We start from the raw sequence: 14,695 nt of genomic DNA, 5'->3' as shown, positions 1-14,695 counted from the left end.
CCTCATTCACTTATTTTCTTATGATTGATTCCTCCCGTCCGAATTTCTTCTTACTTCTGGAAATTGACCCGAATCAACCTTGGTCTGAATCAGTATTTCAAGAAATTTTTACTCTGAAACAAACTGAGTGGACTAAAAAAAGCAAACATCCTAAATATCGGATGGAATATAACACCTACTTACAAATGCTTCCTGAAATTAAGGAAGTAATGGAAAATCCAAATTCAAGGCAAATTGAAGCTGATTATTTTCAGCAAAATTTTCAACTCAATAACCCTCAAGTTGAAGCAGAGCCTGATGCTAATCAACTGAATCAAAATAAACCCGTTCAAAAAAACGTCAAGGAGACCAAGAAAATGTCTAAAATTACCCCTATTTTTGGTATTGACTTAGGAACCACCTATTCCTGTATCGCTTATGTTGATGAGTATGGTCGTCCTAATGTAGTTGCTAATATGGAAGGAGACCGAACCACTCCCTCAGTCGTGCAATTTAATGGTGAGGAAAGAATTGTTGGTAAGGAAGCGAAAAATAGCAGTATGCTTGAGCCAGATAATACTGTAGATATGGTTAAACGCTTCATGGGTAAAGAGGGGTTTTCTTTTGAACACGAAGGAGAATCTTATCGCCCCGAAGAAATTTCTTCTTATATTCTCCGTAAATTAGTAAAAGATGCTGAACAACAAACCAGTTATCAAATCAAAGATGTGGTGATTACTTGCCCTGCTTATTTTGGTATTCGTGAACGAGAGGCGACTCAATTGGCAGGGGAAACAGCTGGTTTAAATGTGCGTAGTATTATTAATGAACCTACAGCAGCAGCTATCTGTTATGGAGTCAATGAAGAAGCAGACCAGACGGTTTTAGTTTATGACTTAGGAGGGGGAACTTTTGACATTACTGTAATCAAGATTGAGGGTGGTAATATAACTGTTGTTTGTACCGAAGGAGATCATGATTTAGGTGGAAAAAATTGGGATGAAACCATTGTGACTTATTTGGCTCAACAATGGCAAGAAGAAACAGGATCTAGTGAGGATCCTTTAGAGTCCTCTGAAACTTTACAAGAATTATATGTTCGGGCTGAAGACGCAAAAAAAACCCTAACACAAAAAGGGGAAACTTCTATTCCTGTTATGCACAATATGCAACGAAAAAAAATTGAACTGACTCGTGAAACTTTTGATGAATTAACGAACAGTTTATTAGAAAGAACGATTGAGTTGACTAAAATCGCTATTGCTGAAGCGAAAAAGCGAGGAGTTGAAGACTTTGACCAAATCTTAATGGTAGGAGGTTCTACTAAGATGCCTCAAGTTGCTCGTCGTATTCAAGAAGAATTTGGCAAAGAACCTAAGTTTTGTGAACCCGATGAATCCGTTGCTAAAGGTGCCGCTATCTATGGTCATAAATTAATGCTGGATCAAGAAATTCTTATCACCATATCTAAGGACCTTGGGCTCAAACCAGAAGACGTTAAACTTGAAGATGTACCAGAAAAAACTAAGCAGAAAGCTGAACAAGAAGTTGCCGAAAATAATGGTTTAACATTAGGTGAAGTTCAAAAAGCAACCGAAACCAAAATTATTAATGTGACAAGTTGTAGTTTTGGCATTAAAGCACGTGTAAAAAATGAAGAAAAATTGGTTAATTTGATTAAGAAAAATGATCCTGTTCCAGCAGATGTTACTCAACGTTTTGGTACAGGATCAGCGAATCAAACAAGTGTTGAACTGTTAATTGCACAAAATTCTTCAACTGATCAATATTATGAATTACACCTGAGTACAGAAATTGGGCAAGCAGAAATAAGCCTTCCTAGTGGTTTACCTCAAGGTACTCCTATTGATGTCACTTTTAAATTAAATGAACAAGGAATGCTTGAGATGTATGCTAAAGAACTATCAACAGGTCGAGATGCTACTGTCACTATTAAAACAGAAGGGGGTGTAACCCAAGAAGAAAAAGAAGCAATGAAAGCCCGCAACTCTAGTTTGGTCTATAGCTAATTTTTTCCCCCTTTGCCTTCTGAATGGAGAATAATTTATTTTCCATTCTCCTCACTTTTTATAAAGTATTCACCCTGACAACTAAAATAATAAAATCATGAACAATTTTGTTGGTATTGACCTCGGAACTACCTTTTCAGTTGTCGCTTATATTAAAGATGGCAAACCGGAAGTCATTCCTAATAACCAAGGAAAAAGAATTACTCCCTCCGTTATTGATTTAGGTAGTAATCCGCCCCTTGTTGGCGATGATGCCAAAGAAAAACAAGCATTAGGAGATGAACAAGTTTATGCCTTTTTTAAGCGAGATATGGGCAATCCCCACGCCCTTTATTTAGAGAATAATCAAGAATATACCCCCATTGATCTATCTTCAATGGTTCTCTCCTATCTTAAACACTGTGCCGAAGATTTTTTAGGTCAATCTGTCACCGATGCTGTGATTACTGTTCCTGCTTATTTTAATAATATGCAGCGTGAAGCTACCATTGAAGCAGGGAAAAAAGCTGGCTTTAATATTCTTAGAATTATTAATGAACCTACCGCTGCTGCGATCGCTTATGGAGTTCGCCCTAATCAAAATAATTCAAAAATTTTGGTTTATGACCTTGGAGGTGGAACATTTGACGTTTCTCTAGTAGAAGTTACAGGAGATGAACTTCGAGTCATTGCTACAGACGGAGATCATATTTTAGGCGGAAAAGATTGGGATGATCGCATTTTACAATTTCTCGCTACCCAATTTGAAGAAGATTTTGGCGTGGAATTAATGGGAGAAGACTTTAATGAATTAATGATTTTAGCAGAAAAAACTAAAATTAGCTTGTCAACAAAACAAGCGGTTAAAGTATCGGTTAAAGGCGGAGGACATCAAGCTAGTTATGAAATTACCCGTCAACAATTTGAGCAATTAACAAAAGACTTAATCGAAAGAACACAAATGTTAGTAAATATTGTCCTTGATGAAGCTAATTTAACATGGAAAGATATTGAGGGAGCAGTCTTAGTGGGGGGTTCTACGAGAATGCCAATGGTGCGTGAATATGTAGAAGAAATGTCAGGTAAACCACCTCTAAGTGGAGTGAATCCCGATGAAGCCGTCGCATTAGGGGCAGCGATTCAAGCCGCAATAGATATAGAAGCAAAACAACAAAAAAATTCTCAATTATTTTTGTCAGGAAAAACTCAATCTACTGAAACTTTACTCTTAGGAGGAGTGAAAAAATCGAGTGATGTTATTAGTCATAGTTTAGGAATGATTGCTGTTAGTGAAAATGGAGATAAATATATTAATAGTATTATTATTTCCAAAAATCAACCGATTCCCTCCCAACAAACCCGTCCCTATCAATTTCGAGTCAAAAAAGGAGAAGAAAATAAACTAGAAGTCTTTATGACACAAGGGGAAACCTTAGATCCTATGAGTTGTGTTTATCTTGGAAATTACGTCTTTACTGACATTCCGATGGTCAAGTCGCGATTAGCAATTATTGACATCACTTATTCCTATAATTTGAGTGGTGTTGTTGAAGTTTCTGCGGTTGAAAGGAGTACCCAAAAACCCTTGACTTTAACCATTGAACCAGTCCCCTTAGATGTTCCAGATGATCGATTTACTAAATCTCCTCAAGAAACAGTTGTGCGAGAACATTTGAATATTTACATGGCGTTTGACCTTTCTGGTAGTATGAATGGTAGGCCTCTAAATGAAGCAATTGAAGCGGCAAAAAGTTTTGTTACTCAATGTGATTTAACTACAACATCTATTGGAATTATTGAATTTTCTGATAAAACTTTAACAACTGTTAATAGTTCTCAAAATATCAGAAAAATTAATCATGGTATTCAAAATTTATCCATAGGACGCACAGGTTATGGCAATTCTGCTCATCCTTTTGATGAAATATGTCGGATTTTACGAAAGGCTAAAGATTTAAAATATGGTATTATTTTGACCGACGGAGTTTGGGCAAATCAGCAACAAGCTATTAAAGCAGCTAAACTTTGTCATAAAATGGAGATAGAAATTATTGCCATTGGATTTGGTGGTGCTGATCAAGAATTTTTAAGACAAATTTCTTCACGAGATGATCTAAGTTTCTTTACGGATTTAAACCAATTGACTGAAACCTTTAGTACTATTGCTCAAGAATTAACAGAAAGTGGTGGACAAATTCGTTTAGAAACAACAACCAAACCGCAAGAAACCGAGCCGATCAATCCTGAACCAAATCAAAAATCAAATAATTGGCTGAAATTCTGGTAAATAAAATTAAATATTGTCAGCGATTTTAGCGAATTTTAGTAGATTCAAACCTTATTGTCAATTCAATTAAAGAGGAAACTATGGTTTTCAAACGAGATGCAGACTATTATGAAAAACAAGCTCAAAAATATGAAAAGCAAGCTAATGAATCCTTCAAAAAAGCTGAAGCTTATGATAAGAAAGCTCAACAACATGGTCAAATGACATCAGAATCCGTTAAATATACTTCTAAGTATCGAAAAGCCATGGAGGAAGGAACTGATAAAGAAAATAAAGCTAATCAAGCAAGAAGAAAAGCTGAAGAAATTCGTGGAAAAGAAAATGAGCGTTCTTCTGGACGTGGTAAATAATCTAATCGGGAGTTTTATTACTTATACGATCATTATTTTCTTGGTAAACCTTTGAATTTTCTTAACCACCATCATGAGCCTTATTAGTTTATTTCTTAATCTCACTGTTCAACTAATCACAATTACTCTAAAAATTACTTTCCAAATTTTAGCAGCAATTATTCAGTTACCTTTTATGTTATTTAATGGATTATTCTCAGGATCTTCAGGATTTTCTGCTCCCAATTTACAAGGTTTCAAAAAAAGAGGTAAATCATTAGGATTTGGAGCGCAACCCGAAGATCAAGGCAATGCTCACTGGGCAACAGATAGGGAAATTAAAGATGCTCATTTATATAGTTCAGTGGGATTAATTTTGGGTAAATCTTTATCCAATAATCAAGAATTTATTCGCTGGAATCCTGAAGGACATTTAATTACAATTGCTGGAACTGGTTCGGGTAAAGGGATCAGTACCGTTGTGCCGAATCTTCTTACCTATCCTGGGCCGATTGTGGTTACAGATCCCAAAGGAGAAAACTATGAAATTACTGCCAGAGCGCGAAAAGATATAGGACATAAAGTTTATTGTCTTGACCCTTTTAATGTATGTCCTAATGCCTCTAAAGCCCAATTTAACCCCTTAGATTTAATCGATCCCTCTAACCCTAATTTTGCCGATGAAGCCAAAATCTTAGCTGATTTATTAGTTTTACGCACAGGAGAAGAAAAAGACCCTCACTGGGATGACAAAGCCAGAGCTATTTTATCTGGAATTATTATGTTTGTTGCTTTCTTTTCTCCTAAAGGAAAACGTAATCTAGGAGAAGTCAGAAATATTGTTATGGCTTCTTCAGATAAGTGGGAAACGATTATAGAAACAATGGAATCAGCCACCGAAGCAGATGGATTAATTGCACGAACAGCAGTGATGATCGAAAGAATGGCGGATGAAGAACGCATGAGTGTTTTCTCTGCTATGGAAAAACATACTGAGTTTCTTGATTCTCGTCCTGTTGTCACTTCCTTAGCCAAAAGCAGTTTTAATATTTGGGATTTAAAAAATGGAAAAATTTCAATTTACTTTGTTTTACCTGCGGCTGAAATAGCCATGTATTCACGTTTATTAAGGGTTTGGATTGGCTCTTGTATTAGAGCAATGGTTAAAAAGCCCGGTAAACCCACTTATCCCACCTTATTTATGCTTGATGAAGCCGCCAATTTAGGTAAAATGGACTTAATTTCTCAAGGGGTTACTTACCTTAGAGGTTATGGCGTTACCTTATGGATTATTCTGCAAAACTTATCTCAACTTGAAGAACTTTATAACAAAGGTTGGGAAACTTTTCTGGGCAATACAGTTATTCAGCAATATTTTGGCATACAAGATATTAAAACCTCAGAATATGTCTCTAAAAAAGCTGGAAAAACCACGATTAGAGTATTAAGTACCAATGAAGGAAGAAACACAGGTGCTTCTAATAATCCTATTGGTTTTTCTATATCTAATTCCAGAGGGCGTTCTTCAGCATTAACTGTTTCTGAAACCCCACGTCCTTTAATTATGCCCGATGAAGTTACTCGTTTAAGTCCCGATGAAGCGATTATCTTTATGCGTGGAAAGCCCCCAATTCCTGTTCAGAAAGTTCCTTATTTTCTAGATCCCTTTTTTGCTGGAATGTATGACGATAATCCTTATCATCAATCTATGTAAGTTTTTTTTCCATTAACACAACCCAAAACCATTAGGAGAATATTATGTTTAACTCAAAAGGCTTTTTAAATAACCAATCGTCCCACAATCACAACTTATTTCCTGTTAATGTTTTTATTTCAAAAAATCTATCTGATAATGAAATTATTGATGCTTGTATTCAGCTATTCTCTCTATCTAAAAAAGATATTTGTGTTACCCAAGATATAACAATAGAGATGCCAGACTATATACAACTTCTTTGCGAAAAAGAATCAATACAAGGAGATTTTAAAATTTTACTCTCACTTTATCCTCAAAATGATTTAATCGAACAATCTATCGGAAAAATTGGGGATGAAATAGCAATCGCTAAAAAGTTTGCTGATTATTTTCATTGTCAATGTATGGTAGCTGATAACTCTCCTTTTGAAGACTATGAAGAAGACCTATATTTCTTGGTTAAAGATACTTCAAATAACGTTCAAAAAATTTATATTAATTTAGACCAAATCGATGACAATATCTATACTATTCAAAATTAATATAATACTAATTGGAGGATAACTATGAGTTCTGAAAAAGACAAAGAATTTTTAGTAGGACGCGGCGGAAAAGCCAAGTTAAGTAATTTAAAAGATGAACCTAAATCAAAACATTATGACACCGCGTCTTATCGGGATCTAAAAAATGCAGGCGAAACGAATACTGTTGGCAATAAAGAGATGATTAAGGACGACATTAGAAGAATTAAAAATGGGGAAGCAACAAGAAGCACAACCAAAGTTAAAGGACAGGAAACAAGCCGATTTACTTTAGATAATGGTCGCACTTATCGAGCAGGAGCAAAAGATACAAATGGAGAGGTAACACTGTTTCCAGAAAAAGGACCCAGACTAACTCAACTGAATAAAAAAGAATCTCGTGCGCTTGGAGTCCTTAATGATCATGGAATTGAGGGAAATAAAGCAAAAGATACCATGAGAAATCTAAAGGTTAGTCATGAGGAGTCTAATAAAGCGATAAAAGTATGGCAAAAGGCTAAAGGGAAAAATGTAAGTTCTCAAGAGATAGATACTTGGAAACGTCAATATGCAAGCGAATATAAGAAGAAAAATTCACCAACTTTGACCCAGAGTAAAAGTCTTTCTCAAAGAAAAAGATGATAGTTTTATCAGGAATTTAAAGTTATTTTATTTAAGAGCCAAACTATTCTTATCTTCAAATCAAAATTATGAAAATGTTAAACTACTTAAAACTCCAAACTATTTTTTCAGAGAGAGCCTTTTTAGCAATTGTAGCCGAAACCTATGAAAGCTCTAAAACAGAAACAGGTGGAATTTTCTTGGGAATAAAAACAGTTAATATATGGTATATTCTCGAAACATTAGATCCAGGCATACATCCTATTTTTCAACCAGGTTATTTTGAATATGATACTGAGTATATTAATCATTTATCTAAGAAAATAGGAAGATATTATCAGGAACCTATAGAACTTCTTGGACTTTGGCATAGACATCCTAGTAGTTTTGATTGTTTTTCACAAACTGATGATATAACAAATAAAAAATATGCTTCTCAAAATTCTGATGGAGCTATTTCTGCCCTAGTTAATCTTGACCCTGATTTCCGATTAACGATGTACCATGTTTTAATTGAACCCGATTCTTTATCACGCCCTCAATATACTAAAATTCCTATAGAAGTAGGCGACCACCTCATCCCAGAAAAATTTTTAACCCTCAAATCCTTCCCAGATTCCTTAGAAAATATTAATCAACATTGAAAATATAGCTATAATGAGAAAAATTATCTTCATAGATTATGCCAAGACTAAATACAAGTGATACAGTTAAAGAACAACTTTCTCTTTTGTTAAGAAGATTATTAACGTATGTAAACGGTGAATTAGTAGATCAAGCTTATTGGTCAGATAAAATAATCTATAACTGGTTGAAATATGATAAACCTCACCCAAAACTAATTGTCAAAACAGAATTAAAGGTTTTGGTAGATTTTTGCAACGCTGGTACTAAAAAAACATCAGTTATTTCCCTCACTACAATTCAGATGAGAAATGTTCTTGATGTTTTAAAAGATTGGGGAATCCTTACAGATCATCGCACGAATCCTCAAGGATCACGACAAAGGCACTTCACCCTCAACCTTTGGAGTTCATTTACAGAAGAAAATTTGTGGAAATTTGAGGAAGAATGGGATAAGCGTAAATTTCCCAATCTTGAAAACTCATCAGTTAAAACAGAAATAAATTATGATAATTTCGGATTAATTCCTGATATTTCTCAGATTTATGGTAGAGAAAAAGAACTAGAATTATTAAAACAAAAGTTTTTTCAAAATAGTCCCCCGTGTAAAATTATCGGAATTTTCGGAATAGCAGGAATCGGAAAAACATCTCTTGTCTGTAAACTGATTGAGCAAATTCAAGAGGAATTTCCCCGTGTTATCTATTGGTCTTTTTTGAATCCCCCTTTACCTCTAGAATTTCTGGAAAATACAAGTAATATTATTTCACAGAATATTAGTTTTAAGGCAGAAGATAAATTTAAAATAAAACTGATAAAATTTATTAAGATACTAGCTAAATCTCGTTGTTTATTATTTTTAGATAATATTGATGCGATTATTGAGCATGAAAACTATCGAGAATATAGCGAAATTTTACAAGCAATTGGTCAGTCAAAGCACAATAGCTGTTTAATTATAACCAGTCGAAAAATTCCTCAAGAACTTGAATCGTTAGTGGGAAATAAAACTTCAACTTATTTCCGAGAGTTACAAGGACTTGACTATCAAACTGGACGGCAAATTTTGAGAGATATTGACACCTTTCATGGTTCAGAGGATGAATGGCAATTTTTAATTCAACAAGTCTGTCACGGCAATCCTTTATTCATCAAATCTATCGCTCATCATATTCAACGAGTTCATCATAATAATCTCTCGGATTTTCTGTTAAAAGGGAATCTTCTGATAAAAAAAATTGAGTCTATTTTAAATTCTTACTTTCAGCAACTATCTAATTTAGAAAAAGCGATTATTTTTGAGTTAGCGATTAATCGAAATCCAGTTTCTTTGTCGGAACTAGAACATAATATTATCATTGAACCTGATGGTAAAAGTATCCAAGAAGGGATCAGATCATTATCTAGCAAAATTCTGTTAGATAAAAAAGATGACTACTTTACCATACATCCTCTACTGATTGAATATTTCACTCAAAAAATTATTACCATAGCAACCGAAGAAATCAAAACTCAAAAATTCCAATTATTAAAAAGTAATTCCTTGACTAAAACCACTGTTCCTGATTATCTAAGAAAGATTCAAGTTAATGTTATTTTACACCCAATAATTAAGAACTTAATTCATAATTTTCAAGAAAATAATCTAGAAAGCAAACTAATTGATTGTTTAAAGACATTAAAAAATGAACCTTCTGGACAAATTGGCGGCATTGCTGGCAATATTATTAACTTACTTAATATACTGAAAAATGGTCATTTAATCGGCTACGATTTTTCCCATATCCCTATTCGACAAGTCGATTTTTCAAACATTAGACTCAACCAAGTAGATTTTTCCTATTCACAGTTTTTTGACTGTATTTTTCCTCAAACTTGTGGCAGTATTTTATCAATTTCTTGCAGTCAGTTTAATCGCTCTTTTCCAAGAGAAGAGCTTTTAGCAACTGGTGACAGTCATGGGATGATTTACCTCTGGAAAGTCAAACAAGACGGAAAATTAGAATTAAGCAAAAGTTTTCCTGCTCACGGAAGCTGGGTGTGGTCAGTAGCCTTAAATTCCGAGGGACAGTTACTAGCAAGTGGGGGACAAGACGGAATTGTTAAAATTTGGTCTATTACAACAGATATATCTATAAATTGTCATTCTTTGCCCCACCCTTCTCAAAAACATTATGCTCCTATTAGAGCCGTTACTTTTAGTGCTGATAGTAAGTTTTTAGCCACAGGAAGTGAGGACAAAACCATTAAAATATGGTCAGTTGAAACAGGAGAATGTCTCCACACCCTTGAAGGACATCAAGAACGAGTAGGTGGTGTTGCTTTTAATCCAAATGGTCAACTTTTAGCCAGTGGGAGCGCTGATAAAACCATCAAAATATGGTCAGTTGACACGGGAGAATGTCTCCATACTCTTACAGGACACCAAGATTGGGTTTGGCAAGTTGCCTTTAGTTCCGATGGTCAACTTCTAGCCAGTGGAAGTGGGGATAAAACCATTAAAATATGGTCTATTATAGAAGGAGAATATCAAAATATTGATACTTTAACAGGACACGAAAGCTGGATTTGGTCAATTGCTTTTAGTCCGGACGGTCAATATATAGCCAGTGGGAGTGAAGATTTTACACTGCGGTTATGGTCAGTAAAAACCAGAGAATGTCTTCAATGTTTTAGGGGATATGGCAATCGATTATCATCGATTACTTTCAGCACCGATAGTCAATATATTTTGAGTGGTTCTATAGATCGATCGATCCGATTATGGTCTATCAAAAACCATAAATGTCTTCAACAGATTAATGGTCATACTGACTGGATCTGTTCAGTAGCTTTTAGTCCCGATGGAAAAACATTGATAAGTGGAAGTGGAGATCAAACGATTAGATTATGGTCAGGGGAAAGTGGCAAAGTAATTAAAATTTTACAAGAAAAAGATTATTGGGTTTTATTGCATCAAGTCGCAGTTAGTGCGAATGGTCAACTGATTGCTAGTACCAGTCACGATAACACCATCAAACTTTGGGATATTAGGACAGATGAAAAGTACACTTTTTCCCCAGAACATCAAAAGCGCGTATGGTCGATCGCTTTTAGTCCTAATAGTCAAATGCTGGTAAGTGGTAGTGGAGATAATTCTGTTAAGCTTTGGTCAGTTCCGAGAGGATTTTGTCTTAAAACTTTTGAGGAACATCAGGCCTGGGTATTATCAGTAAATTTTAGTCTTGATGGAAAATTAATAGCAACTGGTAGTGAAGATCGAACTATTAAACTCTGGTCTATTGAAGATGATATGACTCAATCTTTGCGGACTTTTAAAGGTCATCAAGGAAGAATTTGGTCTGTTGTCTTTAGTCCTGACGGTCAGCGATTAGCCAGTTCAAGTGATGATCAAACGGTCAAAGTTTGGCAAGTCAAAGATGGTAGATTAATTAATAGTTTTGAAGGTCATAAGTCTTGGGTATGGTCAGTAGCTTTTAGTCCCGATGGGAAGTTACTAGCAAGTGGGGGGGATGACGCAACAATCCGAATTTGGGATGTTGAAACAGGTCAACTTCATCAACTCCTGTGTGAACATACTAAAAGTGTCAGGTCAGTGTGTTTTAGTCCCAACGGTAACACATTGGCCAGCGCAGGTGAAGACGAGATGATTAAACTTTGGAACCTAAAAACAGGAGAATGTCAGAACACTTTACGCTCTCCTAGACTTTATGAACAAACAAATATTAAGGGAGTAGAAGGGTTGAATTATGAAACGAGCAACACCATGAAAATTTTAGGAGCTTTTCTGTCACGTTGAAGAGAGGATAGAAGTTAGTCAAGGGAGTCTCAATGAGAGGTAATCCCGATCTGAAAATCCCTAAAACCCCACACCCCACTTCATAATTCATAATTCATAATTCATCATTCATAATTCATAATTCATAATTCATAATTCCCATGTAGTCTTAACGGGTTACTCCATCCACCACTGGACGGACATCGCTGCCCTCAAAATAGCCGGGGTTGCCTGTCCAGTTGAAATCCGACACGCGGATGTTGAGTATTCCCAACTGCAACACCGGGTTATAGCGCAAAATTAAACTATAGGTGCGACGACTCCATTCGAGAAAATATTCTGTACTGATTTCCTTCGCTTGATCGATACTATAAACACTCTGAAAACCCACACGAATCGGACCATATACCTGTTGATTTATACCGTAGGACATTGTTTGTTGATCAACAAAGCGATCGAAGAAAAAGGGTGATTGTCCGTTAACCAAACCCTGACTAAAACTGAGATTAAACCCGGTATAGTCGAAAAAATTGCGGGAAAAACGCCCAAACTGTCCTAATAATCCCACGGTTCCCGTGACGGAATTTTGCGTCTCTCCATTAGTGTAATAACTGGTGACACCAGTGACACCAGTGACAATAGCAATATAGGGTTGAACGGGAAGAGGAGAAAATCTTAAACCTTGGTCGGGAGTCGGTGGTAAAGTAAGGGCAGACCAGAGTAAAAAACTGCGATTGAGGGAGACAGCACCCTGAAAACGGCTTAAATTAGTAACATTATCCGTTGCATTGGCCGCTAAGAGATTACTGCGATCGGTGGGTGCGTTAATATTCTGAACAGAAGCTTGATAACTGAGTCTAATATCCGTATTCGGGATGACAATCACAGGTGAGGTCAAAATTGCCCCAAAACTGCTATTAACCGTCTGAAAACCCAAAGAACCGTTAAAGAGACGCTCGCGATAATTGTACTCCACATTGAGCAGATAGGGATCCTGCAACTGTCCGATCGTCTGTTGAAAGCGAATCTTAGAACGAACACTATTTTCGATCTGTTCCAAATCTAAATTAGAAAAAGAGGCTGTTGCTTGCAAAAACGAGCGCTCACCGAAATTAGTGGCAAAATTGCCCAATAAACCAAAAGCTTTCGGACTAAGGGGCGAAACTTCGCCACCTCCGGGGTTAGCTGAGGGAAAAGCATCGGGATTAAGGACTTTTTGAATTAAATATTGCGGTGTCAACTCAAAAATAGTCTTCGGTGTCTCCACTAAAGTTAGGGGACTTTCTACGAAAAATCCGCCCCGATCCTCCCCATCATAGCCCGGGGCAATTAAAAAAGGACGACGACGACGGCGATCGAAAGTAAGACTATTAATAAAAGTGGGGGCCACTACCCGTTGATCGAAAACCAACTGGGAATTACTCATCCGCAACTCATCGGTAAAAGGGCCGGTACTGCGAAAAGTGGCGGAATTGGCCCGAACTTCCAATTCAGGGGGGGAAAAAGGGTCATTTGTCAGACGCACATTAGTGGCATTCCACACCTTACCATCAAAATTCAAGCGCTCGGCCTGAAAACGGACACGATTAATCGTTCCCCCCGATGGACTACTAATATTCTGTCGATCACGCCGACTGGGATCCTGTCCCCCGACGACAAATTGAAAACCCTCTCCCGTAGTGATTCTCTGCAAGGGTTGATTTAATGCCAAACGATCGGTTAGGGTTCCAAAAGAACTGCTGGCCCCCGCACCCACATCCGTGGGCAGCGTTTGTCCTAAATCCCTAGCGGTGCTGGGTTGAAAAATCTCCCCATTGGCATTAAATACCACACCGCTATCCTGGACGAAATAATATTCAAAGCGATCGCCGCGCAGGATTTGATCTCCCCGGGTTAGGATCACTTGGCCCTCCGCTACCGCTAACTTTTCGGGAAGATTAATCTGTAAGCGATCGGCCGTTAGTACACTTTGGGCAAAACGCAGGGTGACATTACCTCTAGCGGTGATAATCTGCCGATTTTGGTCAAATTCCTGCTCATCGGCCACTAATTCTAGGGGTCTTTCCCCTTCTGGATTCGCGGCCTGATCTAGGCTGTTATTGAGGGAAATCAAGTATTCTTGGCTGGTTTTTTCGCCTTTTTTCCGCACTAATATCCGAGTTAAGCCATTTTTCTGGTTAAGAGCTTTTTGATTTAATCCTGAAACTATCTCGGTTTCGGGATGAATAGTGACACCAACGGCTGCGGGGGGTGGAGAATTCCGAACAGAAAGGGGTTTTCCTAAAGCTGCCGCATCCCCCGCACTACTAGGTAAAGGTTTTAGGGGAATACCCTGATCGGGAACCAAGGGTTTTACCTCGACGGTTTCCGGGGGTGGAGTGACGGTGAGGGGAATAGAAACGCTCTCTTCTGAAGGCTTTTTTGCCTCTAGAGGTGCTGGGGTGACAGGGAGGGGAACTACAGACGTGGGAATATTTTCAGCAACTTGGCGCTCCTCCGTTTCCGGTTCGGCTACAGTATTAATCAGGGCAGGTGGTTCAACAGCTAAGATAAAAAAAGACATGACTGCACGAGTCGGCGATCAAAATAGAGGACGAGCGAACCTCATTGATACTACCATGATCATTATTTCTAGGGAGACAGGGAAAGTTTAATAACTTGTTCCCTGTGCCTTTACCCTAGAACCGGTTTGTTAATTGTCTTCTACTCAAAGTCTTTGCGTCCGGGGTTACGGGTAGGATCGCCAGAAAGGAAGCCAAAGATAAAAAGTAAGACAAAGAAGGAAACAACGATATAAACGGCGATTTTTAGGGTTAACATTACTAAGACGTTCTCCTTAGACTAGATTAAT

10 protein-coding genes are annotated in these 14,695 nt (G+C 37.1%); 8 read left to right on the top strand and 2 right to left on the bottom strand.

The window, feature by feature from the left end; all coding sequences use genetic code 11:
* Positions 1 to 20: 20 nt before the first annotated feature.
* The 8 genes from PX484_RS13575 (at position 21) to PX484_RS13540 (ending at position 11,865) form a co-directional block, all read left to right on the top strand.
* Positions 21 to 2,009: an Hsp70 family protein gene (locus PX484_RS13575; RefSeq protein ID WP_287765935.1), complete on the top strand. Its 1,989-nt coding sequence runs from the start codon at positions 21 to 23 to the stop codon at positions 2,007 to 2,009.
* Positions 2,010 to 2,106: 97 nt separating this feature from the next.
* Positions 2,107 to 4,275, top strand: coding sequence for an Hsp70 family protein (locus tag PX484_RS13570; RefSeq protein WP_287765932.1), 2,169 nt, complete (start codon positions 2,107 to 2,109; stop codon positions 4,273 to 4,275).
* Between the two features lie 80 nt (positions 4,276 to 4,355).
* The gene (locus PX484_RS13565; RefSeq protein ID WP_287765930.1) at positions 4,356 to 4,625 is read left to right on the top strand and encodes a hypothetical protein; all 270 of its coding nucleotides are present in this window, start codon (positions 4,356 to 4,358) and stop codon (positions 4,623 to 4,625) included.
* 73 nt (positions 4,626 to 4,698) lie between these two features.
* Positions 4,699 to 6,318, top strand: a complete 1,620-nt coding sequence (locus PX484_RS13560; protein ID WP_110543443.1) for a type IV secretory system conjugative DNA transfer family protein — start codon at positions 4,699 to 4,701, stop codon at positions 6,316 to 6,318.
* Between the two features lie 44 nt (positions 6,319 to 6,362).
* Positions 6,363 to 6,842, top strand: coding sequence for a hypothetical protein (locus tag PX484_RS13555; RefSeq protein WP_008195846.1), 480 nt, complete (start codon positions 6,363 to 6,365; stop codon positions 6,840 to 6,842).
* Between the two features lie 24 nt (positions 6,843 to 6,866).
* Complete coding sequence (locus tag PX484_RS13550) at positions 6,867 to 7,463, top strand: hypothetical protein (protein ID WP_287765912.1); 597 nt, start codon at positions 6,867 to 6,869, stop codon at positions 7,461 to 7,463.
* Between the two features lie 74 nt (positions 7,464 to 7,537).
* The gene (locus PX484_RS26050; protein WP_002793844.1) at positions 7,538 to 8,086 is read left to right on the top strand and encodes a Mov34/MPN/PAD-1 family protein; all 549 of its coding nucleotides are present in this window, start codon (positions 7,538 to 7,540) and stop codon (positions 8,084 to 8,086) included.
* A 38-nt stretch (positions 8,087 to 8,124) separates the two neighbouring features.
* Positions 8,125 to 11,865: a WD40 repeat domain-containing protein gene (locus PX484_RS13540; protein ID WP_287765909.1), complete on the top strand. Its 3,741-nt coding sequence runs from the start codon at positions 8,125 to 8,127 to the stop codon at positions 11,863 to 11,865.
* A 148-nt stretch (positions 11,866 to 12,013) separates the two neighbouring features.
* On the opposite strand, the gene PX484_RS13535 is transcribed toward PX484_RS13540, so the two are convergent.
* Together PX484_RS13535 and PX484_RS13530 are read right to left on the bottom strand one after the other, a co-directional pair.
* The gene (locus tag PX484_RS13535; RefSeq protein WP_288104245.1) at positions 12,014 to 14,407 is read right to left on the bottom strand and encodes a DUF3769 domain-containing protein; all 2,394 of its coding nucleotides are present in this window, start codon (positions 14,405 to 14,407) and stop codon (positions 12,014 to 12,016) included.
* 140 nt (positions 14,408 to 14,547) lie between these two features.
* The gene (locus tag PX484_RS13530) at positions 14,548 to 14,664 is read right to left on the bottom strand and encodes a photosystem II reaction center protein I (protein ID WP_002732356.1); all 117 of its coding nucleotides are present in this window, start codon (positions 14,662 to 14,664) and stop codon (positions 14,548 to 14,550) included.
* Positions 14,665 to 14,695 lie beyond the last annotated feature (31 nt).

The sequence above is a fragment of the Microcystis sp. M49636_WE2 genome (assembly GCF_030065375.1).
Taxonomy (GTDB): domain Bacteria; phylum Cyanobacteriota; class Cyanobacteriia; order Cyanobacteriales; family Microcystaceae; genus Microcystis; species Microcystis aeruginosa_C.
This window is presented reverse-complemented; position numbering and strand designations above follow the sequence as displayed.

What these genes read in the sequence shown, in the direction of transcription:
- PX484_RS13575 (WP_287765935.1), top strand. Translation starts at nt 21, where the DNA reads ATGATTGATTCCTCCCGTCCGAATTTCTTCTTACTTCTGGAAATTGAC.
- PX484_RS13570 (WP_287765932.1), top strand. Translation starts at nt 2,107, where the DNA reads ATGAACAATTTTGTTGGTATTGACCTCGGAACTACCTTTTCAGTTGTC.
- PX484_RS13565 (WP_287765930.1), top strand. Translation starts at nt 4,356, where the DNA reads ATGGTTTTCAAACGAGATGCAGACTATTATGAAAAACAAGCTCAAAAA.
- PX484_RS13560 (WP_110543443.1), top strand. Translation starts at nt 4,699, where the DNA reads ATGAGCCTTATTAGTTTATTTCTTAATCTCACTGTTCAACTAATCACA.
- PX484_RS13555 (WP_008195846.1), top strand. Translation starts at nt 6,363, where the DNA reads ATGTTTAACTCAAAAGGCTTTTTAAATAACCAATCGTCCCACAATCAC.
- PX484_RS13550 (WP_287765912.1), top strand. Translation starts at nt 6,867, where the DNA reads ATGAGTTCTGAAAAAGACAAAGAATTTTTAGTAGGACGCGGCGGAAAA.
- PX484_RS26050 (WP_002793844.1), top strand. Translation starts at nt 7,538, where the DNA reads ATGTTAAACTACTTAAAACTCCAAACTATTTTTTCAGAGAGAGCCTTT.
- PX484_RS13540 (WP_287765909.1), top strand. Translation starts at nt 8,125, where the DNA reads ATGCCAAGACTAAATACAAGTGATACAGTTAAAGAACAACTTTCTCTT.
- PX484_RS13535 (WP_288104245.1), bottom strand. Translation starts at nt 14,407, where the DNA reads ATGTCTTTTTTTATCTTAGCTGTTGAACCACCTGCCCTGATTAATACT.
- PX484_RS13530 (WP_002732356.1), bottom strand. Translation starts at nt 14,664, where the DNA reads ATGTTAACCCTAAAAATCGCCGTTTATATCGTTGTTTCCTTCTTTGTC.